The 25,367-nt window shown below is 72.0% G+C and carries 23 protein-coding genes and 2 pseudogenes; 11 read left to right on the forward strand and 14 right to left on the reverse strand.

The features are described from left to right. Window positions 1–39: 39 nt before the first annotated feature. Window positions 40–978, reverse strand: coding sequence for a CBM35 domain-containing protein (locus ABIE67_RS21655; RefSeq protein WP_370259930.1), 939 nt, complete (start codon window positions 976–978; stop codon window positions 40–42). 120 nt (window positions 979–1,098) lie between these two features. After that, on the reverse strand, window positions 1,099–2,802 hold the full coding sequence (gene cdgB, locus ABIE67_RS21660) for a diguanylate cyclase CdgB (protein ID WP_370259932.1): 1,704 nt from the start codon (window positions 2,800–2,802) through the stop codon (window positions 1,099–1,101). Window positions 2,803–3,141: 339 nt separating this feature from the next. Here cdgB and ABIE67_RS21665 point away from each other — a divergent pair, with 339 nt between their 5' ends. Further along, complete coding sequence (locus tag ABIE67_RS21665) at window positions 3,142–3,741, forward strand: flavin reductase family protein (protein ID WP_370259934.1); 600 nt, start codon at window positions 3,142–3,144, stop codon at window positions 3,739–3,741. Window positions 3,742–3,830: 89 nt separating this feature from the next. Beyond that, window positions 3,831–4,316, forward strand: a complete 486-nt coding sequence (locus ABIE67_RS21670) for a GNAT family N-acetyltransferase (protein WP_370259937.1) — start codon at window positions 3,831–3,833, stop codon at window positions 4,314–4,316. 140 nt (window positions 4,317–4,456) lie between these two features. On the opposite strand, the pseudogene arfB reads toward ABIE67_RS21670, so the two are convergent. Beyond that, window positions 4,457–4,886 (reverse strand): annotated as a pseudogene (gene arfB / locus ABIE67_RS21675) (alternative ribosome rescue aminoacyl-tRNA hydrolase ArfB). 178 nt (window positions 4,887–5,064) lie between these two features. Here arfB and ABIE67_RS21680 point away from each other — a divergent pair. From ABIE67_RS21680 to ABIE67_RS21690, 3 genes are all read left to right on the forward strand, one after another. Next, window positions 5,065–5,640: a TerD family protein gene (locus ABIE67_RS21680; protein WP_030050335.1), complete on the forward strand. Its 576-nt coding sequence runs from the start codon at window positions 5,065–5,067 to the stop codon at window positions 5,638–5,640. A 167-nt stretch (window positions 5,641–5,807) separates the two neighbouring features. Further along, window positions 5,808–6,359, forward strand: a complete 552-nt coding sequence (locus ABIE67_RS21685) for a GNAT family N-acetyltransferase (RefSeq protein WP_370259940.1) — start codon at window positions 5,808–5,810, stop codon at window positions 6,357–6,359. Window positions 6,360–6,365: 6 nt separating this feature from the next. Next, window positions 6,366–6,500 (forward strand): hypothetical protein, encoded by a 135-nt coding sequence (locus ABIE67_RS21690; RefSeq protein ID WP_370259942.1) that lies wholly within the window; start codon window positions 6,366–6,368, stop codon window positions 6,498–6,500. A gap of 35 nt (window positions 6,501–6,535) precedes the next feature. On the opposite strand, the pseudogene ABIE67_RS21695 reads toward ABIE67_RS21690, so the two are convergent. After that, window positions 6,536–7,493: pseudogene (locus ABIE67_RS21695) on the reverse strand (RNA-guided endonuclease InsQ/TnpB family protein). A gap of 78 nt (window positions 7,494–7,571) precedes the next feature. Here ABIE67_RS21695 and ABIE67_RS21700 point away from each other — a divergent pair. Further along, window positions 7,572–7,970, forward strand: a complete 399-nt coding sequence (locus ABIE67_RS21700) for a hypothetical protein (protein WP_370259944.1) — start codon at window positions 7,572–7,574, stop codon at window positions 7,968–7,970. A 97-nt stretch (window positions 7,971–8,067) separates the two neighbouring features. On the opposite strand, the gene ABIE67_RS21705 is transcribed toward ABIE67_RS21700, so the two are convergent. Next, window positions 8,068–9,474 (reverse strand): M1 family metallopeptidase, encoded by a 1,407-nt coding sequence (locus ABIE67_RS21705; protein WP_370259946.1) that lies wholly within the window; start codon window positions 9,472–9,474, stop codon window positions 8,068–8,070. A gap of 41 nt (window positions 9,475–9,515) precedes the next feature. On the opposite strand from ABIE67_RS21705, the gene ABIE67_RS21710 reads away from it, so the two are divergent. Beyond that, entirely contained in the window at window positions 9,516–10,016 is a 501-nt protein-coding gene (locus tag ABIE67_RS21710; RefSeq protein WP_370259949.1) for a hypothetical protein, read from the forward strand. Between the two features lie 361 nt (window positions 10,017–10,377). On the opposite strand, the gene ABIE67_RS21715 is transcribed toward ABIE67_RS21710, so the two are convergent. After that, window positions 10,378–11,076: a pentapeptide repeat-containing protein gene (locus ABIE67_RS21715; protein WP_370259951.1), complete on the reverse strand. Its 699-nt coding sequence runs from the start codon at window positions 11,074–11,076 to the stop codon at window positions 10,378–10,380. 198 nt (window positions 11,077–11,274) lie between these two features. Between ABIE67_RS21715 and ABIE67_RS21720 the strand changes: the two genes are divergently transcribed. Both ABIE67_RS21720 and ABIE67_RS21725 read left to right on the forward strand, forming a co-directional pair. Next, window positions 11,275–12,453 carry an FAD-dependent oxidoreductase gene (locus ABIE67_RS21720; protein WP_370259953.1) on the forward strand — a complete coding sequence of 393 codons (1,179 nt, stop codon included), beginning with the start codon at window positions 11,275–11,277 and terminating at the stop codon, window positions 12,451–12,453. 98 nt (window positions 12,454–12,551) lie between these two features. Further along, on the forward strand, window positions 12,552–13,532 hold the full coding sequence (locus ABIE67_RS21725; protein WP_370259955.1) for a zinc-binding dehydrogenase: 981 nt from the start codon (window positions 12,552–12,554) through the stop codon (window positions 13,530–13,532). Window positions 13,533–13,707: 175 nt separating this feature from the next. Here the strand turns inward: ABIE67_RS21725 and ABIE67_RS21730 are convergent, their stop codons facing one another. Beyond that, window positions 13,708–16,914: an IPT/TIG domain-containing protein gene (locus ABIE67_RS21730; protein ID WP_370268791.1), complete on the reverse strand. Its 3,207-nt coding sequence runs from the start codon at window positions 16,912–16,914 to the stop codon at window positions 13,708–13,710. A 147-nt stretch (window positions 16,915–17,061) separates the two neighbouring features. After that, on the reverse strand, window positions 17,062–18,468 hold the full coding sequence (locus ABIE67_RS21735) for an NAD(P)/FAD-dependent oxidoreductase (RefSeq protein ID WP_370259957.1): 1,407 nt from the start codon (window positions 18,466–18,468) through the stop codon (window positions 17,062–17,064). On the opposite strand from ABIE67_RS21735, the gene ABIE67_RS21740 reads away from it, so the two are divergent. Together ABIE67_RS21740 and ABIE67_RS21745 are read left to right on the forward strand one after the other, a co-directional pair. After that, window positions 18,467–19,411 (forward strand): aminoglycoside phosphotransferase family protein, encoded by a 945-nt coding sequence (locus tag ABIE67_RS21740; RefSeq protein ID WP_370268796.1) that lies wholly within the window; start codon window positions 18,467–18,469, stop codon window positions 19,409–19,411. The genes ABIE67_RS21735 and ABIE67_RS21740 overlap by 2 nt on opposite strands. Before the next feature lie 9 nt (window positions 19,412–19,420). Further along, complete coding sequence (locus ABIE67_RS21745) at window positions 19,421–19,906, forward strand: N-acetyltransferase family protein (protein ID WP_370259959.1); 486 nt, start codon at window positions 19,421–19,423, stop codon at window positions 19,904–19,906. A 1-nt stretch (window position 19,907) separates the two neighbouring features. Here the strand turns inward: ABIE67_RS21745 and ABIE67_RS21750 are convergent, their stop codons facing one another. The 6 genes from ABIE67_RS21750 to ABIE67_RS21775 all read right to left on the reverse strand — a co-directional run bounded on the left by ABIE67_RS21750 (window position 19,908) and on the right by ABIE67_RS21775 (window position 25,170). Next, window positions 19,908–21,167 (reverse strand): wax ester/triacylglycerol synthase domain-containing protein, encoded by a 1,260-nt coding sequence (locus ABIE67_RS21750; protein ID WP_370259961.1) that lies wholly within the window; start codon window positions 21,165–21,167, stop codon window positions 19,908–19,910. Next, a complete protein-coding gene (locus tag ABIE67_RS21755; RefSeq protein WP_370259963.1) occupies window positions 21,164–22,381 on the reverse strand; it encodes a beta-ketoacyl synthase in 1,218 nt (405 codons plus the stop codon). Before ABIE67_RS21755 ends, ABIE67_RS21750 begins: the two co-directional genes overlap by 4 nt. Beyond that, entirely contained in the window at window positions 22,378–22,653 is a 276-nt protein-coding gene (locus tag ABIE67_RS21760; RefSeq protein ID WP_370259965.1) for an acyl carrier protein, read from the reverse strand. Before ABIE67_RS21760 ends, ABIE67_RS21755 begins: the two co-directional genes overlap by 4 nt. Before the next feature lie 26 nt (window positions 22,654–22,679). Then, window positions 22,680–23,960, reverse strand: a complete 1,281-nt coding sequence (locus ABIE67_RS21765; protein ID WP_370259966.1) for a wax ester/triacylglycerol synthase domain-containing protein — start codon at window positions 23,958–23,960, stop codon at window positions 22,680–22,682. A 74-nt stretch (window positions 23,961–24,034) separates the two neighbouring features. Beyond that, window positions 24,035–24,316 carry a hypothetical protein gene (locus tag ABIE67_RS21770; protein ID WP_370259968.1) on the reverse strand — a complete coding sequence of 94 codons (282 nt, stop codon included), beginning with the start codon at window positions 24,314–24,316 and terminating at the stop codon, window positions 24,035–24,037. A gap of 74 nt (window positions 24,317–24,390) precedes the next feature. Next, the gene (locus ABIE67_RS21775) at window positions 24,391–25,170 is read right to left on the reverse strand and encodes a hypothetical protein (protein WP_370259970.1); all 780 of its coding nucleotides are present in this window, start codon (window positions 25,168–25,170) and stop codon (window positions 24,391–24,393) included. Window positions 25,171–25,367 lie beyond the last annotated feature (197 nt).

The raw sequence follows: 25,367 nt of genomic DNA on the forward strand, positions 1-25,367 counted from the left end.
TCCGCCGATGCACCGGCGGACCGTTCCGCTGTCCGAGCCCTACTGCACCCAGAGTTGGTCGAGGACCGCGTCACACTGATTGCCCTCGTTGCAGGCGAGCGTGATCGTGTTGGTGCCCTTGTTCAGATTGACGTTCGCCCACGTGGTCTGCCAGCCCTTCTCCCAGTCGCCTTCGGGCGTGCCACCGAAGTTCTCCATGTTCAAGGGCTGGGTGTTGGCCGTTCCGTTGACCAGGAGCGTCGCATTGGCGTCCTTACCCGGGATGCCGTAGCGAACGTACAGCCGGTAGGTGCCGGTCTTGTCGATGCCGTTCACAGTCCAGACGACCTTGGCGCCGACACTGTTGAAGTTCGTGACGTAGATCCCACCGTCCGCCTTGGCCCCCTTGAAGTCGGAGGCCGTGGTGGCACCGCCTTCGAGTTGCAGGGCTTTGGCGTCGATCGCCGGCAGGTCTACATCGCTCGCCGCGCTACTACTGGCCGAGGGGCTCGACGCCGCGCTCTCGGACTGCGACGGCGTCGCCTGAGCCTCGTTGCCCTTGTCGCCCGGATCGTCGTCGCCGCCCAGCATGGCCACGCTGATCCCGATCACGACCGCCGCGACCACGGCGATCGCGCCGATCAGCAGCCCCTTGGTGTTGGGGCCCCCGCGGCCGCCCCCGGATCCGCTGCCGCCGCTGTACCCGGGCTGCTGCTGGACCGTCGTGGCCCCGCCGGGATGGGTCTCCGGCGCCGCGTAGTGGGCGTTCGGCTGGCCGTACGCGCCCTGCTGTTGCGGTATCTGGCCGTAGGGCGACGTCGCCTGCTGCTGGCCGTACTGGCGCTGGCCGACCGCTCGCACGCGGTTGACCGAGCCCGGGTAGCCGTAGCCCCCGCCGCCGGAGGGCGGCTGGGCGCCGTTGGCCTGCCCGTCGGCGTAGAGGTAGCCGAACGGGTCGTCGTCCTCGGGCGTAGTGGCGCCGTTGTTGCCGGACGTCATCCCTTGGTACTCCTCACCAGGTGCGGGCGGATGCGATGCGTGGGGTCAGAAGGGCGAGCCTACCCGCTCCTGATGGCCCAAACAGGTGACTCGGATCGCATCAGCTCGCTGACCTGGGGGTTACCCAGCGCGTCTGTGTTGTTTGGGACGAGATCGTTTCTCTACGTACATTCGCTCGTCGGCGGACTTCAACACTTCGTCCGCGGTCATCCCGCAGTGTGCCCACCCGATGCCGAAGCTGGCGCCGACGCGGACCGCCCGGCCCTCGGCCCGGATGGGCTGGATGATCTCGTTGCGCAGGCGTACGGCGAGGTCCTGGGCGTCGGCGCGGCCGAGGCCGTCGGCGAGGATCACGAACTCGTCGCCGCCGAGCCGGGCGACGGTGTCGCCGTCGCGGACCGCGCGGGAGAGACGGCGCGCGACCTCGATGAGAACCGCGTCACCCGCGTTGTGCCCGAACCGGTCGTTGATCGACTTGAAGCCGTCGAGGTCGCAGAAGAGGACCGCGAGGCCCTTGGCGCCGTCGTCCCGCTCGCCCTCGACCGGGGCCACGGTGTGGACGTGGTGGTCGTAGGCGTCGAACGCCGCCACGGGGGGCCGGAAGTCGAAGCCGTGGCCGTTGGCGTCGTAGGCCGGGTGGCCGTAGGCCGCGTCGACCGAGTCGACCGCCTCCAGGGCGCCGAGGGGGGTCCCCCCTGCCCGGGCGGAGTCGAGCGCCTGGGGTATCGAGGAGCGCTGGCACAGGCGGGAGGAGAGACGGGAGCGCAGCTCGGCGGAGTTCGGCAGGCCGGTGAGCGAGTCGTGCGAGGCGCGGTGGGCGAGCTGGAGCTCGCGGCGCTTGCGCTCCTCGATGTCCTCGACGTGGGTGAGCAGGAAGCGGGGGCCGTCGGCGGCGTCGGCGACCACGCTGTTGCGCAGGCTGACCCAGACGTACGTACCGTCACGGCGCCCGAGCCGGAGCTCCGCCCGGCCCCCCTCGGCGGACGTGCGCAGCAGGGTGCCGATGTCCTCGGGGTGGACGAGGTCGGAGAAGGCGTAGCGGCGCATCGCGGAGGCGGGGCGGCCCAGCAGACGGCACAGGGCGTCGTTGGTGCGCAGGATCCGGCCGTGCTGGTCGCCGCCCATCTCGGCGATGGCCATGCCGGACGGGGCGTACTCGAAGGCCTGCCTGAAGCTTTCCTCACTCGCGCGCAGGGCCTGCTGCTCGCGTTCGAGGCGGACCAGTGCCCGCTGCATATTCGCGCGTAGACGTGCGTTGCTGATCGCGATGGCGGCCTGGAACGCGTACATCTGGAGCGCCTCGCGCCCCCAGGCGCCCGGCAGCCGGCCGTTGCGCGGCCGGTCCACGGACAGGACACCGATCAGCTCGCCGCACGCGCCGCCCTGCACGCCGGGCGTGTGCATCGGCGCGAACAGGCGGTCCGAGGGGTGCCACTCGTCCTCGAAACGGGGCGCGGGGCCGTCGGTGTACCACTGCGGGACGTCGTCGTCGTCGAGGATCCAGCCCTCGGTGTGCGGGATGAAGACCAGGTCGCCCCAGTGCCGGCCCATGCTCAGCCGGCGCTCCCACGACTCGCGCGAGCCGACCCGGCCGGTGATGAGGGCCTCGGCGGCGGGGTTGCCGGAGAAGGCGGCGACGACGAGATCGCCGTCGGGGCGTACGAGGTTGACGCACGCGAGCTCGTAGCCGAGTCCGGTGACGACGCCATCGGCGACCGTCTGCAGCGTGTCCGCCAGGCTGCGGGCCGTGTTCATGTCAGCCATGACCTGGTGCAGTTGCCGCAGGGTCGCAAGACGGACGTAGGGCTCCGACTCGGTCTCCATGCTCGCCCTCCCCCCGAGACCTCGCAGCGAATCAAGGGTGCTCTTCGGCGTATCTTCCTTGCTCGGTTCACCGCCACTGAATCACAGCGCGCTGCTCACTCGGTACACAGGGTCAACAATTAATGACCCTTGTGACTCAAGTCACAGGTAAACGTGAACAATTGAGCGGTGTTTCTGCGTTTTTCCTGTGCGTTTACTGAACGCAAACTTTGTGTGCTTGTGGAGATGCCACGAAACGGTTCCGAACAGGCACGACCGGCTGTCCGTCCGTAGTCCTAGGACCCTTCTCGGGCGAACGCCCGATGTCGGGTGTGCGGAACCGACATTAGCGTTTTCGGCGTGCCGAACACTTCCCCGCCCGCGCCGCCCGTGACCGCCGTCCTCCCCGCCGCCCGCAGCGCCTCCGGGCATGCTGAGGGAGTGAGCAACGACGAGTTCCGTTCCGCCATGTCGCGGTTGGCCGCGGGTGTGGTCCTGGTGACCGCGCTCGAGCCGCCGCTGGACCCCGACGACCCGCACGCGCCGGCCGGCGAGGACGTCGGCATGACGGCCACGGCGTTCATGTCGGTGTCGCTCGACCCCCCGTTGGTGCTGGTCAGCCTGCGTGAGGGGTCCCGTATGGACGACCTGCTCGCCGAGCAGCCCCTGTGGGCGGTCTCGGTCCTCACCGAGAGCCAGCGCCACATCGCCGGCCGCTTCGCCATGAAGGGCCGCGTCAGCGACCGCCTGCTCTTCGCCGACATCCCGTACGTCCGCGGCCTGGAATCCGGCGCCCCGCTGGTGAACGGCGCCCTGGCCACCCTGGAGTGCCGCACCGAACAGCGGGTCACGGCCGGCGACCACACCCTGGTGATCGGCCGCGTCCTCTCGGCATCGCTGCCGAGCTCCGACGGCGGGCCGCTGACCTATTTCCGGGGCCGGTACCGGCAGTTGGGCTGAAGACGGCCGTCGAGAACGGTTCGCGGCCCGTCCGAAAATCCGTGGCCCCAGAAGATCACTCGGCATACGGTCCCGGGATGACTCCCCGTATGACATCGACTCCCGCACTCCGCCTCGAAAAGATCACACCCGGAAACTTCGAGGCCGCGACCGGCATACGAGTCCGCCCCGAGCAGGAATTCGCGGTCTCCCCGGTGATGCAGTCGCTCGCCGAGGCGTACGTCCATCCGGCCGGCGTCGCCTGGCCCCGCCTGATCGTCGACGGCGACCGCCCGGTCGGGTTCCTGATGGCCTTCCTCGACATCGACTGGGGCGGCGACGGCACCCTCTTCCGCTCGGGCCTGTGGCGGCTGAACATCGCCGCCGGGGAACAGGGCCGCGGATACGGCCGGTTCGCGGTCGAGTCCGTGGCCGCGGAGATCCGCCGCCGCGGCGGCAGTCAGCTCTACGTCACCTGGCATCCCGGCCCGAACGGCCCCGAGGGCTTCTACCTCGGGCTCGGCTTCCGCCCCAACGGGGAGACCAGCGAGGGCGAGACCGTGGGCGTGCTGGAACTGGGCCGGGCGGGCGAGTAGAGCGGGGGTCGGTCACGATGTCGTTCGCGGCGGTCCGATCCCGTACGAACGCAAACGTCAGAGCCGTTCCACCCACCGCCCGACGATCACCACGCCCCCGGACGGAGCCATGGCCCCGGTCGGAGCCATGCCCCGTTCGTCTAAGCCCAGCCCCGCCCGGACCGTCCCCGCTTGGTCTCCGAGCGCTGCTTCTTCACCCTCAGACGGCGCTCGTTGATCCCTCGGGGAATGCGGGTCGGCTTGCGGGGCTTGGGCGGCGGGGCCGTCGCCTCGGCCAGGAGCGCGGCGAGGCGTACGGTCGGCGGTCTCGCGGTTGCGCCACTGGGAGCGGTGCTCGGAGGCGCGGACGGAGATGACGCCATCGACGAGTCGGGACGCCAGCCGCTCAAGCGCCCGCTGCTTCCACACCTCGGGCAGCGCCTCGGTGCTCGCGAGGTCGAACCGCAGCTCGACCTGGGAGTCACTGGTGTTGACGTGCTGGCCGCCCGGGCCGCTCGACCGCGAGAAACGCCACAGGAGCTCGGCCTCGGGGAGGGAGACGGAGCCGCGGATGGCGTAGGGACCAGACATGTCCTCCATGTTCCCTGTCCTGTCCGGTCCACGTCACCCGAATATCGCCGGATGTGGCCTACGAGTGCTCTTTGGTAAAGAAAGTAAAGACACCTGGAACCTGAGGTACCCCTCTCCGCGTTCATAGGGGTAGCTGTAGCTTCTAGCCGTACCGCAACGAGGGAAGGGACTCCCAACAATGGCTGTAAGCCTGTCCAAGGGTGGCAACGTCTCGCTCACCAAGGAGGCTCCGGGCCTGACCGCCGTCACCGTGGGCCTCGGCTGGGACGTCCGCACCACCACCGGCACGGACTTCGACCTCGACGCCTCCGCGATCGCGGTCAACCCCACGGGCAAGGTCTACTCGGACGCCCACTTCGTCTTCTTCAACAACAAGCAGACGCCGGACAGCACCATCGTCCACACCGGTGACAACCGCACCGGCGAGGGCGCGGGCGACGACGAGGCGATCAACGTCAACCTCGCCGGCCTCCCGGCCGACGTCGACAAGATCGTCTTCCCGGTCTCGATCTACGACGCGGAGAACCGCTCGCAGAACTTCGGCCAGGTGCGCAACGCCTACATCCGCATCGTCAACCAGGCCGGCGGCGCCGAGATCGCCCGCTACGACCTGTCGGAGGACGCGGCCACCGAGACCGCCATGGTCTTCGGCGAGCTCTACCGCAACGGCGCCGAGTGGAAGTTCCGCGCCGTCGGCCAGGGCTACGCCTCGGGCCTGGTGGGCATCGCGCAGGACTTCGGCGTGAACGTCTGACGGACGCCGCGCTGTGTGGAACCCCCGGCTTCGGCCGGGGGTTCCGGCGTTCCAGGGGGTGTTCGGAAAGTCCCGTGCGGGGCTCACGGTGTCCGGTGCGTGCCGGGCGCCGCGGGTGCTGTGCGGGACTTTCCGAACACCCCCTAGGGCTTCGATAGGTTGCCCGAGTGATTCTCGACTCGCTCACCCTCACCCCCGACCACGACATCCCGGCCCCGCTCCTCACCGAACTCACCGCCCTCTACGCCTCCAACCGCGACTTCCACGCGCTCAGCGGAGATTTCCCGGACCCGGACGACATCAGGCCGGAGCAGGTGGCCGCCGCGCTGGCGGACGAGTTGCTGGTCCCCGAGGCGGAGGTGCTGCTGGCGCGCAGCGAGGGCCGGCTGGTCGGCATCGCCGTCACCCTGGCCCACCACCCGGACCCGGTCGACCCGGATCCGTGGATCGGGCTGCTGATGGTGGACGCGACGGCCCACGGCCGGGGATTCGGCAGGCAGTTGGCCGCCCTCGTCGAGGACCGCTTCCGCACGGCGGGCCGCACCGCCGTACGCCTCGCCGTCCTCGACAACAACCCCAGGGCCCTCGACTTCTGGACCGCCCTCGGCTACGAGACCCTCGGCTACGGACGGGACCGCCGGCTCGACCGCGCCTGCACCGTCCTGCGCAGGCCGCTCACCCCGCCGCCGGCCTCCTCACCCGGCGCCGACGGCGCCTGAACCCGCATGGACTGGACGCCCCTGGCCGGCACCGCCCTCGGGGCGCTCGTCGGCGTCGGCTCGACGCTGCTCGCGGACCGGGCCCGCCGGCGCCACGACCTGGCCGACCGGAACCGGCAGAACGCCGGGACATCTATTTGAATCCTCCCCTCCCTGAACGGGAGGGGATTCCCGGCTCAGGCTGCCTCCTGGAGCAGCGCTCCAGGAGGTCTTGTGCCCTCGGCACCAGCCGGGTTGAGACCAGCCCGGACGAGCATGACGCGTGCGGAGTTCTTGTCCCGTGGGGAGGCGCTTCCGCATGCGGTGCAGGTGTAGGTTCGCTCACCCAGCGGCAGTGCGTGCTTGGCTCTCGCATCGCAGTGCGCGCAGTCCATCGTGGTGTGCGCGGGGTGGACCAGGCGGATGTCCCGCCCGTGTTTGCGACCCATCTCGATCAGAGCGGCCTTGGTGGCGCCGATGGCGGCGTCCGCGGCCTTGCGGGCCATGGTGGTCTTGGCCAGGAACGTCGGACAGAAGTCCTCGACCGCGATGGCGTCGTGGCCGCGGACGACCTTCTTGGCCCACTTGCGGCCGGTGTCCTCACGCTGCCTGGCGACCTTCTTGTGCGCCTTGGCCCGCAGTTTCTTCGCCTCGCGGTAGCCCTTCGACGCCGGCTGGCCCTTCTTCGGCTTGCGGCGGGCCATCATCCGGTCGTAACCGGTCAGCTTCTTCTGTGCCTTCTTGCCGTGCTCGGCGTGGGGGAGGTCGTGCGCGTCCGAGGTGGTGGTCGCGGTCTCCTTCACACCCCAGTCGACGCCGAGTGCGCCGCCGGTCTTGGGCAGGGGCTGTACCTGGGTGGGGACGACGAACGAGCGAGTACCAGTGCCCGAGGCTGTCCTGGTACACGCGCACCGAGGACGGCTCAGCCGGTGGTTCCCGTGACCACACCACCGCCACCACGATGGCCCGCCAGGTGCAGCCGACCGTCCTTCAACCGGAAGCCGCGCTGGGTGTGGTTGAGGGTCGGCAATGCCTCGCGTTTGGTCTTCCGCGGATGACCTGCTGCTGTACCACTGACGAGCCCTCACGCAGCCACGGCGTACGGGCGCGGGCCTCGGTCCCAGCGGTACGGACGCTCCGCACCCTCAACCGGATGCGGCGACGCTCCGCGTCGCGACACCCGGATGCGATTCCTCCCCGGCGTGAACGCCGGGGCCTCCTCGCAAGAAACAGGTGACCGTCCTGACGAAGTACCGGCTGTCCTACGAGGCGATGCACGCGGCCGCCGTCGCCGGTCGGGAACAGGCGGACTCGGCGGACGCGGCGCGGGAGACGGCCGTACGGGAGGCGTTCCGGGTGTCCGGCTGCGACGAGGCCCGTGAGACCGCCCTGATCTACGCCCCGCAGGAGATGTCCGACCTCCTCGAAGGCGTCTACGCGACCCTGCGCGACCTTCAGGAGGTGTTCGCCGCCGGTGATCCGCCGCTCGACTCACCGGAGTTGCAGGAGCGGCGACTCAAGCACGCCGAGGCGGTATGGGCGGCACGTGCGGCGATGCGGCGGGATCTCGAACGGGCGGTCTGGTGGCCGGACCGGACGGCGGGTGGCCGGACTAGAGGACGGGCGGTCTGAAGGGCGACCGGACCGGAGCGGTGGCGGGTCTGAAGGGGCGGCCGGACCGGAGGACGGGGTGGTCTGAAGGGTGGCCGGACCGGAGGGCGGGTGGCCGTCACGGGTGGGCCGGCTTGCCGTCCCCGTACAGCCAGTCCTCCCAGATCCCGTCGAAGTCCTCGTCCGGGGCCTGCTCCTCCACATACGCCGTGAAGTCGGCGGTGTCCGCGTTGCCGTGGCGGTGATCGGCCGCCCAGCCCTGGACGATGTCGTAGAAGGTGTCGTCGCCGACGGTCTGACGGATCTTGTGAATGACCATCGCGCCGCGCTGGTACACGGGGTCGTCGGAGATGTGCGCGGCGCTCGTGGGCTTGGCGGGCGGGAAGGACCAGAGGTCCTCGTAGTCGTCCTCGCCGTGGTCGTACAGGGCGTCGAAGGTCTCCTGCGCGCTGTCGCCGCCGTCGTCCTCCTCCCACAGCCACTCCGCGTAGGTCGCGAACCCCTCGTTCAGCCACATGTCCCGCCAGCTCTTCGGCGTCACGGAGTTGCCGAACCACTGGTGGACGAGTTCGTGGACGAACAGCCCGGTGCCGGGGGCGCCGGGGAAGACGGGCCGGCTCTGGGTCTCCAGGGCGTAACCGGCGGCGCCCTCACGGGCGATGATCGCGCCGGTGGAGGCGAAGGGGTAGGGGCCGAAGTTGGTCTCCGCCCACTCCATGATCTCGGGGAGCTCGGAGAGGATCTCGCGGCTGGAGTCCTCCTCGGAAGGGGCGACGGCCGTGTAGACGGGGAGCGCGCTGTTGCCGGTGACGGGGACGGTGGAGCGGCGGATGTCGTAGTCGCCGATGGCGAGGGCGGCGAGGTAGCTCGCCATGGGTTCGGCGGTACGCCAGTGGAACGTCGTACCGCCGTCGCCGTCGCCGGACCGGTCGGCCAACTCGCCGTTGGAGACGACCTGGAGCCCCTCGGGGACGGTGACCGAGATGTCGTACGACGCCTTGTCGGACGGGTGGTGGTTGCCGGGGAACCACGCCATGGATCCCATCGGCTCCCCGAGGGCGAGCGCGCCGTCGACGGTGGGCAGCCAGCCCTCCTGGGAGCCGTCGGCGTCGGTGATGGTCTGCGGGGTGCCGGCATAGCGGACGGTGAGCCGGAAGGTCTCGCCCTTGTCGAGTTCGTCGTGCGGACGGACGACGAGTTCCTGACCGTTGCGGCTCCAGCGGGCCCGCTCGCCCTCCACCGTGACCCGCTCGACGTCCATGCCCTTCAGATCGAGGTCGAAGGCGGAGAGGTCCTTGCCGGCGCGTGCGGTGATCTCGGCGGTGCCGGTGAGGCGGCGGTCGTCGGGGTCGTAGGCGAGGTCGAGGGCGTAGTGGGTGACGTCGTAGCCGCCGTTGCCGGCCTTGGGGAAGTACGGGTCGCGCACGCGGGAGCCACCGGGGGTGCCCTGGACGCCGCCGCCGCACGCGGTGAGGACGAGCAGGGCGGAGGTGACAGTCAGGGCAACGGGCGCGAAACGGGACACGCCAGTGATCCTATGAGGTCGGGCGTGACACCATCACCCCCGTGCTCGACATCGGCTATGCCCTCTCCACCCGCTTCCCGGACCCCCCGCAGACGGACTACCGTCGCGCGGACGTCCGGGCCCTGCGTCACGACCTGTTCTGCGGCGACGTCTACCTCGCCGACACCAAGGCGGACCGGGAGTTGTCCACAGCCTGGGGATGGGTGCCGGTGCTCGACTTCGCGTGGGCCCTGTGCGACATCGCCGAGCGGCTGGACCGGGACCTGGCCGGCTCCCGCGCCTCCCGCCCCCAGCACGCGGAACTGGACTTCACCGAGTCCACGGACCGCATGCTCTTCGAGCGCCGCTTCGGCTGGGTGGACATCGAGGCGGACTGGATGCCGGCCGAGGAGGCCCCGCTGACCTTCTCGCACTCCGAACTGCGCCGCGAGGCCCGTGACTTCCTGCACGACCTGATCGCCGACCTGATCGACCTGCACGAGGACCTGGGCGAGAACCCGGCGATCTGGACGCTCCAGGCCCGGTTCCCCAGGGTGTCGTAGTCCGGAGCCAGGGCCGGGAGCGGGAACGAAGGCGGGAGCGGGGCCGGAGGCGGGGGCTGAGGCTCGGGCGGGGACGAAGGTTCGGGCGGGGACGAAGGTTCGGGCGGGAGCGCGCCCGCGGACGGCGAAGGCGCCCCGCCCCACGAACAAGCGAAGGAGCCCCGTCCCGCGAACACGGGACGGGGCTCCTGATCTGAGCGCCGGGCAGGCCTTGCACCTGCATTTCCCCGCAGGAAGCGGGGCGTCTTTCCTTGGACCACCAACGCAGCACCGGCCACCGGGAGTTCCGGTGAGCAGCTCAAGATCAATCATACCGGATCCAGGCCAGTGCCCCGTACCTCCGGACCGCGGCCGCCCGCGCTCACTCCGCCTCCACGCGGATCCCCAGCTGCGCCGCCAACACCGGTGCCAGATCCAGCAGTTGACCCGAACTGATCACCGCGCCCGACAGTCGGTCCACCCCTCGCGCGATGTCCAGCTCGGCCGTCCCCCGCAGGTCCACGTCCACCAGAGTCACCCCGGTGAGGTCGACCCCCTTCACCGCGCAGTCCACGAACTCCACCCGCTCCAGCCGGGCGCCCCCGAAGTCCGGCTCGACCAGGACGCAGCCCTCGAAGACGACGTCTCTGAGCTTGGCCTTGCGCAGGTTCAGATAGTCGATCTTGCCGCCTCTGATCACGACCCGCTCCAGCACGGCCCCGTGCAGCTGCGCCCCGCCCAGCCGCGCGTCGACCAGCTCCACATCCCGCAGCGTCGACTCGGCGAGGTCGGTGCCGACACCCCGGAGCCCCGTGAGGACCGAGTCGAGGATCCGGGCGTGGTGCAGTCTCGTCTCGTCCAGGGCGCAGCCCGTCAGCGCACAGTCCATGAAGCGGGCGCCCCCGCCGTCCTGTCCGGTGAGGTCCTCCTCCCGGAACTCCAGCCCGTCGTAGTCCCCGTCCGGCTCCAACTCTCCGCCCCGGAACGGTTCCAGCGGCGGCAACCGCACCTCGGGCCGCCGAGCCGCCTTCACGCCGCCCCGGCCCGGACCGCCGCCCTCACCCATCGCTCTCCTCGCCATGCCCCCATGCTGCACCCCACCACTGACAATTCCCCTGACCTGCGACGACACGGCAGCGACGGCACACCGACGCCGACTCGCCCAGCCGCCCCGACACCCCGGCCGCCACCCCCGATGTCACATTCCGGGTGCCCAGGACCGTCGTAGTCACAGAGAAGGACAGCCAGGCGACCCCGAGCACGAGGGAGACCCCCAGCCATGCACCGCATCACCGTCATCGGCGGCGGCTTCGCCGGACTCACCGCGGCCATCACCGCCGCCGAGGCGGGCGCCAAGGTCACCGTGTACGAAGCCCACCACACCCTCGGCGGGCGGGCGCGGACCGCCGAGGGGCCGTACCGGACGAACGAGGGACCGCACGCCCTGTACAGCGGCGGCCCGCACTGGGCCTGGCTGAGGCAGCGGGACCTCATCGGGCCGCTCGCGCCGATCCCGCCCCTGGAGGCCGCCCGGCTCCGGCTGCGGCACCGGGGCGTCCTGCGCCGCACCCCGCCCTTCGCCATGCTCAGGCTGCTGCGGCGGGGCCTGCCGGAGGCGCCCGTCGACGTCGACTTCCAGACCTGGGCCACCGGCATCGCGGGGGAGGAAGGCGCCCGTGCCGCCGCGCACTACTCCGCGGTCACCCTGTTCCACCACGACCCCGGCGCCCTGTCCGCGGCGTTCGTGCGGGAGCGGCTGCGCCGGGCCACCAAGCTGCCGCCGGAGGCGCACTACCCGCGGGGCGGATGGGCCACCATGATCGACCGGATGGCGGCCCGGGCCTGGAACCTCGGGGTCCGGATGGAGACCCTCTCCCGCGTCGACAGCCTCGACGACCTCGACCGCCCGGCGAGCGACGCGCCCGTCGTCGTCGCCACCTCCCTCGACGCCGCCTGTCGCCTCCTCAAGGACGACTCGCTGACGTGGACGAGCGGGCGTACGGCGCTCATCGACCTCGCCGTGCGGACCCGGCGCGGGGACGCCTTCGCCGTCTCCGACCTCGACGAGACCGGGTGGCTGGAGCGGTTCACCGCGCAGGACCGGTCCCTCGCGCCGGCCGGTGAGCAGCTGATCCAGGGCCAGATCCCGATCGCTCCGCACGAGTCCAGGGCCGACGGCATCGCCCGTGCCGAACAGCTCCTCGACCTCGGCTTCCCCGGCTGGCGCGAACGCGTCACCTGGCGGCGCGAGTCCGTGGCGAGCGGCCGTACCGGCGCCGTCGACCTGCCCGGCACCAGCTGGCGCGATCGCCCGGCCGTCGACCGCGGCGAGGGAATCTATCTGGCGGGCGATCAGGTCGCCGCCCCCGGCGTCCTGTCCGAGGTCTCCTTCAACAGCGCGCTCACGGCCGTGTCCCTGGCTCTCGGGCGGCATGCCCTTGACCTCAAGCACGCTTGAGGTCGCAGCATCGGTCAGGCGCCACCGGCCGCCACCGGCCGCCTCCGACGACGGGGCGGGCGCCTGACACACCCGAGTCCACAGCGATGGGGGATCCGATGCACGCCATCCGTCTGCACACCTTCGGCCCGGCCGAGAACCTCAGCTACGAGGAGACCGAGGACCCGGCACCGGGCCCCGGCCAGGTCCGTGTCGCCGTGGCGGCGGCCGGCGTCCACCTCCTCGACACGGCCCTGCGGGAGGGCATCCAGGGCCCGGCGCCACAGCCGCCCACGCTGCCCACGATCCCCGGCCGCGAGGTCGCCGGAGTCGTCGAGTCCCTCGGCGAGGGCGTCGCGGAACTCTGGCTCGGCAAGCGCGTCGTGGCCCACCTCGGCTTCGCCCCGGGCGGGTACGCCGAACTGGCCGTCACCGATGTCGACCGCGTCCACGAGATCCCGGAGAACCTCGACTGCGCCGAGGCCGTCGCCATGATCGGCACGGGCCGTACGGCGATGGGCATCCTGCAGTTCGCCGAGCTCGGCCCGGACGCGGTGGCCCTGGTCCCGGCGGCCGCGGGCGGGATCGGCACGCTGCTCGTGCAGTACGCCAAGAACGTCGGCGCCGTCGTCATCGGCCTCGCGGGCGGTCCGGAGAAGGTCGCCCGCGTGCGGGAGAACGGCGCCGATCTCGCCGTCGACTACACGGACCCGGTGTGGCCCGGGAAGGTCCGCGCCTTCCTCGGCGGGCGGCCCGCGACCGTCGTCTTCGACGGCGTCGGCGGCGACGTGGCCCGCGAGTCCGTCGCCCTCCTCGGCCCCGGCGGCCGGCACCTCGTCTTCGGCTGGTCCGGCGCCGGCCTGCACGACGGCGAGCCCTACCTCGTCGACGGCGTCTCCCAGCAGGTCCTCGGCCCCGCGATGATGCGCAAGGCCGGCGGCCCCCACCCCGTACAGACCCTCGAACTGCGCGCCCTCGCCGAGGCCGCCGCGGGCCGCCTCACCCCCGCCGTGCGGCGTTTCCCGCTCGCGCAGGCCGCGGCCGCCCACCGCGCCCTGGAGACGCGCGCGACCACCGGAAAGGTGGTATTGGAGCCATGACCAGCCGCAAGCCCTCGCCCGACCGCGTACCGCACCAGCAGGAAGCCCTGGTCACCGAGGAGGGCACCGTCCACGGCTGCACGGTGGCCGTCTGAGAGACGGGGGGGGAGGGACCCCACCGGACCGCGGAGCCCCTCCCCCCTTCACGAAGGCCGGCCGGCCCTCGCGGCGACGGTCAGCCGGCGACCGCCTTCGTCGCCTTGCTCAGCGCCGACCCGTCCTTGTGACCGGTACGGTGCGCGATCACCTTCACGGTGATCTTCTTGCCCTTCTGCGCCGACTTCAGTACCAGCGACGACTTGGTCGCCCCGCTGATCGCCTTGCCGTTGGCGTACCACTGGTACCCGTACGACGTCGCCGCCGGACTCCAGGTCCCCTTGGACGTCGCCAGCGTCCTGCCGACCTTCACCGTCCCGCTGATCACCGGCAGTTTGGTCGACCTGGGCGCGTCCCCCTTGGCCACGGTCACCGCCGCCGAGGTCGCCGAGCCGCCGACCCAGCCGGCCCTGACGGCCGTGACGGTCACGGTGAGCTTCTTGCCGACCATCGAGGCGGGGACGGTGTACGTCGACGCCGTCGCCCCGCTGATCGCCGTACCGTTCGCCTTCCACTGGTACGTGTACGACGACGGGGTCGCCGACCAGCTCCCCGGCGCGGCCGTGACCTTGCCGCCCGTCTTGGGCGTGCCGGTCACCTTGGGGGCGGCCGTGTTCTCCAGCTTGGGCTGCGGGTTCACGGTGAACGAACCGCGCGGGAACTCCCAGCCGCGGGTGAGCACACTGACGTTCCAGGTACCGGTGGCCGCACCCGTCAGGTCGAGGGTCGCGGTCACCGTCCGGTTGTCCGCGGAGACCGAGTCGGCCGCCGCCGTGATCGTCTTCCCGGCCTGGCTGATCCGGACGGTGACGTCCGGGCCGAGCGCGGTGCCGGTGACCGTGAGCTTCACCTTGCCACCCGCGGCCCCGGAGTCGGGGCTGACGGCGGTGACGGCCGTCTCCTCGGTGCCGCAAGGAGCGGACATGCAGGTCAGCTTGGCGCTGTAGGCCGTGCTCGGCGCCTTCTCGGGCAGGCCCAGCAGGAACAGCGTCGGCGTGCTCTGCGAGGTCGAGCCGAGCGTGTCGCAGTCGTAGCCCGACGTGTAGTGCATGCAGCCGTCGGCCCAGGTCGACGTGTTGTACAGCACCGGCACCGCCGTGGTGGCGGCACCGGCGGTGTCCCTGATGTCGGTCTCGAAGCGGTCGAACCCGGCGGTCGGCAGCGCCGCGCACACCGCCGTGCGCGACTCGTCCAGCGTGCCGGTGACCGGCCCGTACCCGTACGCCACCGACGGCACCTTGACGCACTCCGGCGCGGGCCCGTCGGCGGTCGCGACGCGCAGGGCGTCCAGGCGGTACTCGGGCGCGGCCTTGAGGTTGGCCGGGGTCTGCACGAGGACCTGGTGGGTGGTGGACCCGGTGACCGCGCAGGAGGTGTTGCGGAAGGAGCACTCCACGTGGCCGTCCCCGGCTACGACCGCCGAGTTGGCGGTCCCGAGTGCGTCCCGCACGTTGACGTGCACGACGTCGGTGTCCGCGGCGGTGGTCACCTGACGGCAGTCGAGGGTGCCGGGGACGCCGAACGCGCTCTTCACGGAGGGTCCGCCGACCTTCGCGGCCGCGGTCGTCGTGCAGCCCGCCGAGGAGGCGCTCGCGGTGACGTCCCGCCGGGTCAGGCTGTAGGTGGCGGCCTGGTCGCGGCCGGTCACCAGCACGGTATGGGCCTTGCCGGGGGTCAGGGAGCAGATGCTCCAGCCGTTGGTGGTGCCCCCGCGCTGGCAGATCCGCTTGCCGTCGGAGTCCAGCACCGAGAACTGGGCGGAGGCGGTCCCGGAGGTGGCGACCAGCTGGAAGACCTCGGCGTCCGTGTGCGCGTCCGCCGGGATGCCCAGACAGTGCGAGAAGACGCCGCCGCCGGTGGTCAGCGTGGCCTGCTCGCCGTCCGCGGCGAAACTGCCCGCGGGCAGGACGGGGCAGCCCTGCGCGACGTCGGTGCGGTGGAAGGCCACCGCGTAGGCGCCGGTCGCCGAGTCCCCCTCGTCCTCGGTGTGCACCAGCGCCCGGTAGGGGGCCTCACCGGTGAGCGCGCAGTCCCCGCCCCGCAGCTTCTCCTCGTCGCACTGCGGGGTGCCGGCGCGGTCCAGGACCTGCACCTCGGGGGTCAGCCCGGCCGAGGACAGCGAGGTGAGCGCGGCGATCCGGGCGCCCTGCGGGACGTCCAGCGTGAGGCAGTCGTACTGACCGGCCTTGCTCAACTCGCCCTTGTACAAGCCCATCCCGGTCGCCACACACCCGGCGTCCGAGGCGCGGTCGAGGACGAGCAGGTCGTCGTTGGCGCCGCTGTAAGGAGAGGTGCCGTCGAGGATCGCGGTGTAGGTGCCCGCGGCCGGCAGCCGGCACGGGTCGCTCTCCCGGCAGGCGATCTTCCCGGCCGCGTCGTACACCAGGACGGGGCTCGCGGAGTCGTCGTCGACCGCATGGACCAGGTAGGACCCGGCCTTGCCGACGGAGAAGGTGAAGCAGGGGTTGGTCTCGAAGTCCAGGCCCGCCGGCGGCCCGAAGGGGCGCACGGACGCGGTACGGCAGCCCTGCGGGTCCGTCAGCGCGCGCACCTTGACCGCGTACTGGGCGGGGAAGCCGTTCTCCGCCTGCGTGACCTGGGACAGCACCCGGTAGGGGCCCTCGCCGGGCAGCACACAGCTGAGGGTGTCCTCGTCGTCCTCGGTGATCCGCGGGCAGATCCGGGCGCCGCTCGCGTCGGTGATCCACGCGACGACGAAGCCGTAGACGCTCGTCCCCCGGGTGAGTCGGACGCGCTCGCCCGGCTTGCCCTCGAACGCCTGGCAGTCGACCTCCAGCGGGCTCGCCGAGGTCCGGCTCACCGTGGGCAGGTCCCAGGAGGTGCCGACCGGCTCGAAGCAGCCCCGCGTGGCCGAGCCGAGCGGGACGACGGTGACCGTGGTCTCCTCCGGGTCCACCCAGCCGTTGTTGACGACCTTGACGGTGTAGGTGCCGGCCGCGGACACCTGGCACCAGCCGTCGTCGTAGAACTGCTCGTCGTAGCAGTCGACTTGGCTGCCGTCCTCGGCGTACAGCTGCGCGTAAGCGTTGTTGCCGCCGTCGTCCAGAACCATCCGGTACAGGCCCGCCTGCGGAGCCGTCACGGAGAAGCAGGCGCTGTCCTGGGCCGGCACGGTCGCCTTGCCGACGGCGTCCCCCGGGTCGCCGAAGGACGCGAGCGCGAGCGGCGCGCACGCCTCGTCGGCGGCGACGGCGGGGCTCGCCCCGGTCAGGGTCAGCAGCGAGGCGAACAGCGAGACGACGGCGGCGAACACGGCCGGAATCATGGCCGCCCGCCCCCGTCTCCCAGCCGGACAGGAGTCGTCGTCGGACACGGAATCCCCCCTGGATCAGTGGTCGTTGAGGCGATAGTCGCACAGGGGTGTGACAACGCTCCCGTGAGTATCCAGGGGCGACGGTGGCCGAAAGTTTCGTCAGTGCCGCCCGGCCACGCGGTCGGCGATCCGGGCCAGCCTCGCGGACTCGGCGCTGTGGGTGAGGTGTTCCCGCCGGTCCGCCGCCCGGTACGTGGCGTACAGCCCGTGCACCCCGAGCCACCGCAGCGGTTCCGGCTCCCACTTGCGCACCTTGTGGCCGACCCACGGCAGATCGGTCAGCTCGGTGGGCCCGCCCTGGCCCGAGTCCTGCTGCACCAGGTCCCGCAGCGTCCGGGCGGCCAGGTTGGCGGTGGCGACGCCGGACCCGACGTAACCGCCCGCCCAGCCGAGACCCGTCGACCGGTCCAGGGTCACCGTCGCGCACCAGTCGCGCGGCACGCCCAGCACACCCGACCAGGCGTGCTCGATCCGCACCCCGGCCAGCACCGGGAAGAACCCGACGAGGATCTCCCGCAGCGCCTCGACCGTCGCGTCCTGCGTACGTCCGTCGTTGTCCGTCCGCGACCCGAAGCGGTACGGCACCCCGCGCCCGCCCAGCGCGATCCGCCCGTCGGCCGTGCGCTGCGCGTACATGTAGGTGTGCGCCATGTCGCCGAGCGTCTCCAGCCCCGCCCAGCCCACCGACTCCCACTGCTCCTCCGTGAGCGGCTCGGTGGCGATCATCGAGGAGTTCATGGGCAGCCAGGTCCGCTTCTGCCCCTTGAGGCTCGCCGTGAAGCCCTCGGTACAGCGCAGGACATAGGGCGCGCGGACGGTGCCGTACGGGGTGACGGCGTGCTTGGGCCGGATCTCCGTGACCGGCGTCAGCTCGTGAATCGTCACGCCCAGCGCCTCGACGGCCGCCGCGAGCCCCTTGACCAGCTTCACGGGGTGCAGGCGCGCCCCGTGCGGTGTCCAGCTCGAACCGACCGCGTCGGCCACCCGGACCCGCTCGGCGGTCTCACGGGCACCGTACAGCTCGCGGTCCTTCTCGCCGTACGACAGCTCCTGCGCGTGGAAGGCCCTCAGCCGCGCCAGCTGGGCGGGCGTACGGGCGACTTCGAGCACCCCGCCCTTGTGGATGCCGGCGTCGATGCCCTCTTCCGCGGCGGCCCGGACGACCTCGTCGACGGTGTCGTTCATGGCCCGCTGAAGGCGTACGGCCGCCTCCTGGCCGTGCAGCCTGGCGTACCGGTCGCGGCCCGCGATGCCGTTGTACAGCCAGCCGCCGTTGCGCCCCGAAGCGCCGTAGCCGCAGAACTTCTGCTCCAGGACGGTGATCCGGAGGAAGGGGACGGCCTTCTTCAGGTAGTACGCGGTCCACAGTCCCGTGTACCCGCCGCCCACGATCACCACGTCCGCGGAGGTGTCCCCCGCGAGCGGCTCGCGGACCGCGGGGAGGCCGTCGTCCGCGTACCAGAAGGAGATGGCGCCGTTCACGGCACCGCTGACCGAGCTGCTCATGGGGAGGACGTTAATTCGCGTGAGCCGATTCCGGCAGCCCCGTAGGGTCGCCAAGGTGATCGAGATTCCGCGGGAGCTCGCCGCATCACAGCAGGAGTACAACGGGGAAGCGGGGCGCGCCTTCATCGCCGGACTCCCCGCCCTGACCGCCGCCTTCCTCGACCGCTGGGAGCTGACGGTCGACGGAGGGCCGATGCACGGGGTCAGCGCCCTGGTCCTCCCCGTGCTCCGGCGGGACGGCACCCCGGCCGTGCTGAAGCTGCAACTCCTCGACGAGGAGAGCGCGGGCGAACCGGTGGCCCTGCGCGCCTGGGACGGCGACGGGGCCGTACGCCTCCTGGCCCACGACGAGGCCACCGGCACCACGCTCCTCGAACGCCTCGACGCGTCCCGCATGCTCGCGCACCACCCGGACGTCCACGAGTCCGTCCTGGTCATCGCCGGCCTGCTGGCCCACCTCACGTCCTTCCCCGCGCCCGTCGGCCTGCGCCGCCTCGGCGACATCGCGCGGGACATGCTGCAGCAGACGCCCGCGGCCCTGGAGCACATCCCGGACCCGCGGGCCCGCAGGATCGTCGCCGACTGCGCCGCCGCCGTCCGGGAGGTCCTCGACGAGCCCGGCGACCGCCTGCTGCACTGGGACCTCCACGACGAGAACGTCCTCGCCTGCGAGCGCGCCCCGTGGCTCGCCATCGACCCCAAGCCCCTGGCCGGCGACCCCGGCTTCGAGCTGTGGCCCGCCCTCGCCAACCGCTTCGACGCCGACGACATCCGCTGGCGCTTCGACGCCATGACCGACGTGCTCGGCCTGGACCGGGCACGCGCGCGTGCGTGGACGTACGGCCGGCTCCTGCAGAACTGCCTGTGGGACATCGAGGACGGCCGCCCGCTGGACGAACAGCAGCTGGAAATTGCCAGGAAGCTGCGCGAGCCGCGCAGCTAACCTCACCCCATGATTCGCCCCGCCACCTCCGCCGACGTCCCCGCCCTCCACACCCTGATCCGCGAACTCGCCGAGTACGAGAAGGCCCCGCACGAGGCGAAGGCCACCCCGGAGCAGCTCCACGAGGCCCTCTTCGGCGACCACCCGGCCGCCTACGCGCACATCGCGGCCGACGACACGACCGGCGAGACCGTCGGCTGCGCGATCTGGTTCCTGAACTTCTCCACCTGGCGCGGCGTCCACGGCATCTACCTGGAGGACCTCTACGTCCGCCCCACCGCCCGGGGCGCCGGCCACGGCAAGGCCCTGCTCACCGAACTGGCCCGGCTGTGCGTGGCGCGCGGCTACCAGCGCCTGGAGTGGTCCGTCCTGAACTGGAACGCCCCGTCCATCGCCTTCTACGAGGCGCTCGGCGCCCGCCCCCAGGACGAGTGGACGGTGTACCGGCTGACGGACGAGGCGCTCACCGAGCTGGGCGGCGGCCAGGAGGCCTGACCTAACCGACCCGCGCCGCCGCCGCGTCGGACCCCGCGAGCGCCTCCAGTTCCCGGGTGATCGCCGCCCCGAGCATCTCGGCATCACCCGCACGCGCGTGGCTGACGACCGTGAGCGTGTAGGCGTCGGCGGTGTGGACGAGGCAGAGGTTCGCCGTACCGGGCGGGGAGAGCTGCGGCAGCGGGACGACGCGCGCCAGGGGGCGTCCGTGCAGGTGGCTGGGGTGGTCCCGCCACTTGAAAGCGGTGCACAGGCTGGTGGTGAGCTCGGGACGTGCCAGTCGCCGGGCCATCACCCCGGCCAGCCACGGCACGGCACGCGCGGCGCCCTGCAGTGCGGGAAGGATCGCGCGGTGGGCGTCGCAGCGCCGGTCGAACCCCGCGACCTGCTCCTGGCACGCCTCCAGGCGCGCCACGGGCGACTCGACGTCGACGGGCAGCGGCATCCGCAGCACGGTGACCCCGTTGCCGAGTCGCTGCGCGGTGCGGCGGGTCCGCAGGTCGACCGGCACCGTGGCGTAGAACGGGTTCGATCCCTTCGGCCAGGCCCGCAGCGGTCCATGGCAGACGCGCAGGGCACCGGCGTACGTACTCAGCAGAAGTTCGTTGAGGGTCGCTCCCCGCCCGCCGGCCGGCTGGCGGCGGGCCGTACGCATCACCTGCGGATCGAGCTCGACCAGCGCCACCGACGGCCGCACTCCGCCCGGAGAAGCCGTGGGGAGGGGCCGGCCGAGGGCCCCGATGCGGCGCAGCTCCCTGCCCACGGTGGCGGCACTGACGGGTGGGCGCTGCCGTGCGGTCGCGGTCGGGTCCACCGCAGCCGGCCCGCGCGGCGGAGACGGTGCGGCGTCGTCCATCAGCAGCCGGAAGACGGTCTCCAGGGATCTGCCGTCCAGCAGGGCGTGATGGGCGAACAGCACGAGGGCGTTCCGTGCGACCAGCAGCCGCCACAGCGGCCGTTCGGACGGCAGCCGGTGACTGACGCCGTCGGTGAGCAGGGCTTCCAGGTCCTGGTCGGTGGCGGTGATGTGCGCGACGGGGTCGAACGGCCGGGCGGTCCGCCACCGGTGGCCGGACAGCGCCGCCGGCCCGGTGGGGGGCTGGAGGATCAGGCTCATCCGTTCCAGGCCGCCCCACCGGTCGCGGACGCGGGACCGCACCTGCGCCAGGTCGAACGGCTCGCCGGGAAACACCCCGGCGATACCGATCGTCCCCGGCAGTCCGTTGCGGAGATGCCCCTCGTCGATGGCCGTCAGCCTCATGTGCCACAGCCGTGGGGCGAGTCGAACACGACGCAGGCGTTGTGACCGCCGAACGCGAAGCTGTTGCTGATCACCGGCCCGTCCGGAATCTTGCGAGGCTCACCGACGACCAGGTCCAGCTCACATCGGGGATCCAGCCGGGTGAGATGGGCGGTCGGCGGCGCGAGCCCCTCCCGCACGGACCAGGCCGTGATCAATGCTTCCAGCGCTCCCGCCAGCCCCAGCCCGTGCCCGGTCACGGCCTTGGGCGCGGTGACCGGCACCGCTCGGGGACCGAACACGGCGCTGATGGCCCGCGCTTCCGCGAGGTCGTTCAGCTCGGTGCCGGTGCCGTGCGCGTTGACATGGGTGACGACGTCGGCGGTCGTACCGGCGTCGGCGAGCGCCTGCTCCATGCACGCCCGGGCGCCCGCACCGTCGGGGTGCGGTGCCGTGAGGTGGTGGGCGTCGGAGGTCCGCCCGTACCCGGTGAGCGTGGCGTAGACACGGGCGCCCCGCGCGCGGGCGAGGTCCAGCCGCTCCAGCACCAGGAACGCCGCCCCCTCGGCGAGGACGAATCCCCGCCGCTTGACGTCGAACGGCCGTGACGCGGACGCGGGATCCTCGCACTCGGTGACCATCGCCCCGGCCCGCCCGAAGGCCAGCGCCGTCGTGGGGGTCAGGGGGCTGTCATGGCCGCCCGCCACCACCACGTCCGCGCCCCCGGCCCGGATCATCTGCATCGCCTCCCCCACGGCATGCGTACCGGAGGCGCAGGCGGTGGAGATCGTCAGACTCGGCCCGGCGATCCCGAGCTTCGCGCTGATCCAGTACGCCCCCGCGTTGTGCATCAAACGGGGCGCGTAGAGCACATCGGGCTGTCCGATGCCGTTCTCCTGGCTGATCACCCCGCCGTACCCGGTGCCGGTGACCACCGCCCGCCGGCCGGGATCGACGTGCAGTCCCCCGGCGTCCGCCACGGCGTCCAGGGCCGCGCACACGGCCAGCTGCACCGACCGGTCCGTCCGCCGCACCTCCTTGGGCGCGAGACAGCCGGCGGGGTCGAAGGAGGTCATCGCGGACGCGGGGTACACGACCGTGCCCTCGTCGTCGAAGGCATGCAGCGACGTCGCGGAGCGGCACTGCGCGAGACTCTCCCAGAGCTCCGCCGGACTCGCGCCGGCCGCGCAGCGCACTCCCAGGCCGGTGACCGCGACAGCGGGTCGGCCGGTCATCGGGCGAGGGGGCTGTGGGCGCCGGGGGTACGCAGCCTCACGATGAGGTCGGCCACATCACCCACCGTGGACACGCCGGCTTTCTCGGTCCCCCTCAGGGAGACCCCGAACAACTCCTCCGAGGCCGCTTCCAGTTCGGTGATGTCCAGGCTGTCGGCTCCCAGGTCGGCGACCAGCCGAGCCTGCGGGACGACCGCCTCCGGCGGCACCGACATCACCCGCGCGCACAGCGGGCGCAGCGCTTCCCATACGTCGCCGTGTTCCGCTTCCATGCAACTGCCTCCATCTCCTGGTGCCGTCAGGGCACTGACGGCGTCGCCATCCGGGCCCATGTCTCGAACTCCGTGACAACCGCGTCGGCGAGCCGTGCCGCGTCGTTCGGGCGCAGGTGGCACACCACGGTGAGCGTGAACGCGTCCCCTGCCTGTGCCAGGGCGAAGCTGACCGTGCCCGGGTGCTGCAGCGGCGGCAGCCCGACCGTGCGCACAAGCCGACGGCCCTGGAAGGTGCTGGCTCCGCCGGGCCACTTCATGGCCGTGGTCGCCGTCGCCGCGAAGCAGGTGCGGCGACCGCGGTCGGCCAGCAGCCTGGTGACCCAGGGACCCGTCCGGCGAACCGCTTCTGCGGCGGGGAACAGCACGGTGGCGTGGGCGGCGGCCCGCTCGGGGACGGTGGCCATCGCGTCCTGCCCCGCCCGCAGCCGCGCCACGGGACCGTCCACGTCGACGGGCAACGGCACCCGAACGACCGTGAGCGTGTTCCCGAGTTCTCCCGTGATCGCCCCGGTGCGCAGGTCGCACGGTACGGCCGTGTACACGGGCGCCTCCCGCTGCCGCCACGTCCGCACCGGCCCGTACCGGGTGCGCAGCGCCCCGGCCACTGCGCCCACCAGCAGCTCGTTCAGCGTCGCGCCCCGGCCGCCGGCGGGCTGTCGGCGCGCGGATCGGACCGTGTGCGCGGGCAGTTCGCTCACCACGACCGAGGAGCACGGCTCGCCGGGCGGCCGCAGCGGAAGGGCCTGTCCCGCGGCCGCCATCGTCATGAGCTCCCTGCCCGCCGCGCGCAGCCCGGACCGCGGCAGCGGCGTGGACCGGACCGACTCCCTGGCCACGGCGGGGCCGTCCATCAGCGAGCGCATCAGCGTCGCCAGGGAACGCCCGTCCAGCAGCGCGTGCTGGGCCACGAGCGCCAGGGCGAAATCACCGCCGTGCGCGGCGTCCGGGACCACGTGGAGCCGCCACGGCGGCATCCCACCGGTGAGCGGCCGGTCCACGCTCTGCGCCCACAGGTCGTCCAACTTGGTGCGCGCCACGGCGACATGCGCGGCGGGATCGAACGGCCCCGGGACGGCCCACCGCATACGCCCGCGCCGCCCGAACAGCCCCGGCCGCGCCGCCCCACCGCTGCCGGTGGGACCGTCGAGCACGCAGTTCATCCGCTCCAGGCCCGCCCACCGCTCGGCGACGCGCGCCCGCACCTGCTCCACGTCGGGCTGCTCGCCGGAGAGAACCACCGCCAGGCCGATCACTCCCGGACACCCGTTGAGCAGCAGCATCTCGTCGGCATAGGACAGTCTCATGGGGTCTCTCCGGCTCGCAGTCCAAACGCCCGCCCCGTGATGGAGCGGGCGTTGAACCGAACACTTCCTACGGTCTACTTGAGCGCTCCGCTGTTGCAGCCCATGTCCGAGCCGAGGTGGCTGGGCTGCGCACCCGGGGAGCCCTCACCGTTGAGCGCGTTGCCCAGCGCCCCGTTGACGAGACCGAGGCTGCCGAGGACGTCGATGTTCATGTCGTGCGAGCGGCACTCGATGCCCTGCGTGATGTCGACGTCGTGCGCCCTCGCCTCACCGTGGGCGACGGCGGTGCCGACGCCGAACGAGCCGACACTGCCGAGGACGGCGCCCACAAGGGCGACCTTCTGAAGCTTGCGCATTTCTTCTCCGTTGGTCGAGCGGATGTGCTGTGCAGCAGATCGAGTCAGAACGTTGGATACGAGCGGTCAGGCCCTCAGCCGAGTCGGGGCAGACCCAACTGGCCGACGGGAGGCGCCGCGACCTGTCCCAGGCCGAGGCCGGGCACCTGCGGCGCGCTGGCCGGCGAGATCAGCGGGTTGATCAGCGGGTTCACCTCGGGGTTCACCTGCGGGTTGACCTGCGGAGCGACCCGCGGCGGGGGCTCCGGGTTGAAGACCTGCGGCGCGGAGACCTGCGGAGCGACCTGCGGCATCACCTGCGGCGCGGTCTGCGGGGTGACCTGCGGCACGACCTGCGGGGCGGCGGGCTGGGGCGCGAGCACCGGCGAGGAGTGCGGCGCGCCGGAGGCCTCCGCGTAGCCGCCCGACGAGGCCGAGGCGGAGGCGTAGCCGGTCTCCTGACGCGGGGCGGGCGCGGGCGCCGGGGGCGCGTAGTGCGGCGCCGGCTGCGGCTGCGGACGCGTGGCCTGCGCGCTGCCCGTCGAACGGGCCGCTGCCGTGACCTGCTGCTGCGGCGGCGGCGCGTACTGGGGCGCGGGCGCCGGGGCGTACTGGGGGGCCGCGTACTGGGGAGGAGGCGCGGGAGCGTACTGAGGTGCCGCGTACTGGGGAGGAGGCACCGGAGCGTACTGGGGAGCCGCGTACTGGGGAGGAGGCGCCGGAGCGTACTGAGGTGCCGGATATTCGGGAGCGGGAGCCGGTGCGGCACCGCTGTACCCGACGGGATAGTCGGCGGCCTCGCTGACGCCGGCGCCGATGGCGGTCAGACCGCCGGCCGCTGCTACGACGAGCGCGGCCTTGTGAAGCTTGCGCATGGAACCCTCGGCCCTTCATTACCTGTACAGGGAAATCCGTTGTATTCAGTGCAGTCTTTGCGTGCGCTCAGTCTGATATTCGTACTGCGCCCTTACAGGGGTAATGCCTGAGCTGTCATGTGGACTTCACGCCGGAGCAGGCAGCGGATCCCGTTGCCTCTCTCTGATTCCAGATCGCTGCCCTCTCTCCGCTGGCA

Origin of the sequence: Streptomyces sp. V4I8 (assembly GCF_041261225.1) — a bacterium.
Taxonomy (GTDB): domain Bacteria; phylum Actinomycetota; class Actinomycetes; order Streptomycetales; family Streptomycetaceae; genus Streptomyces.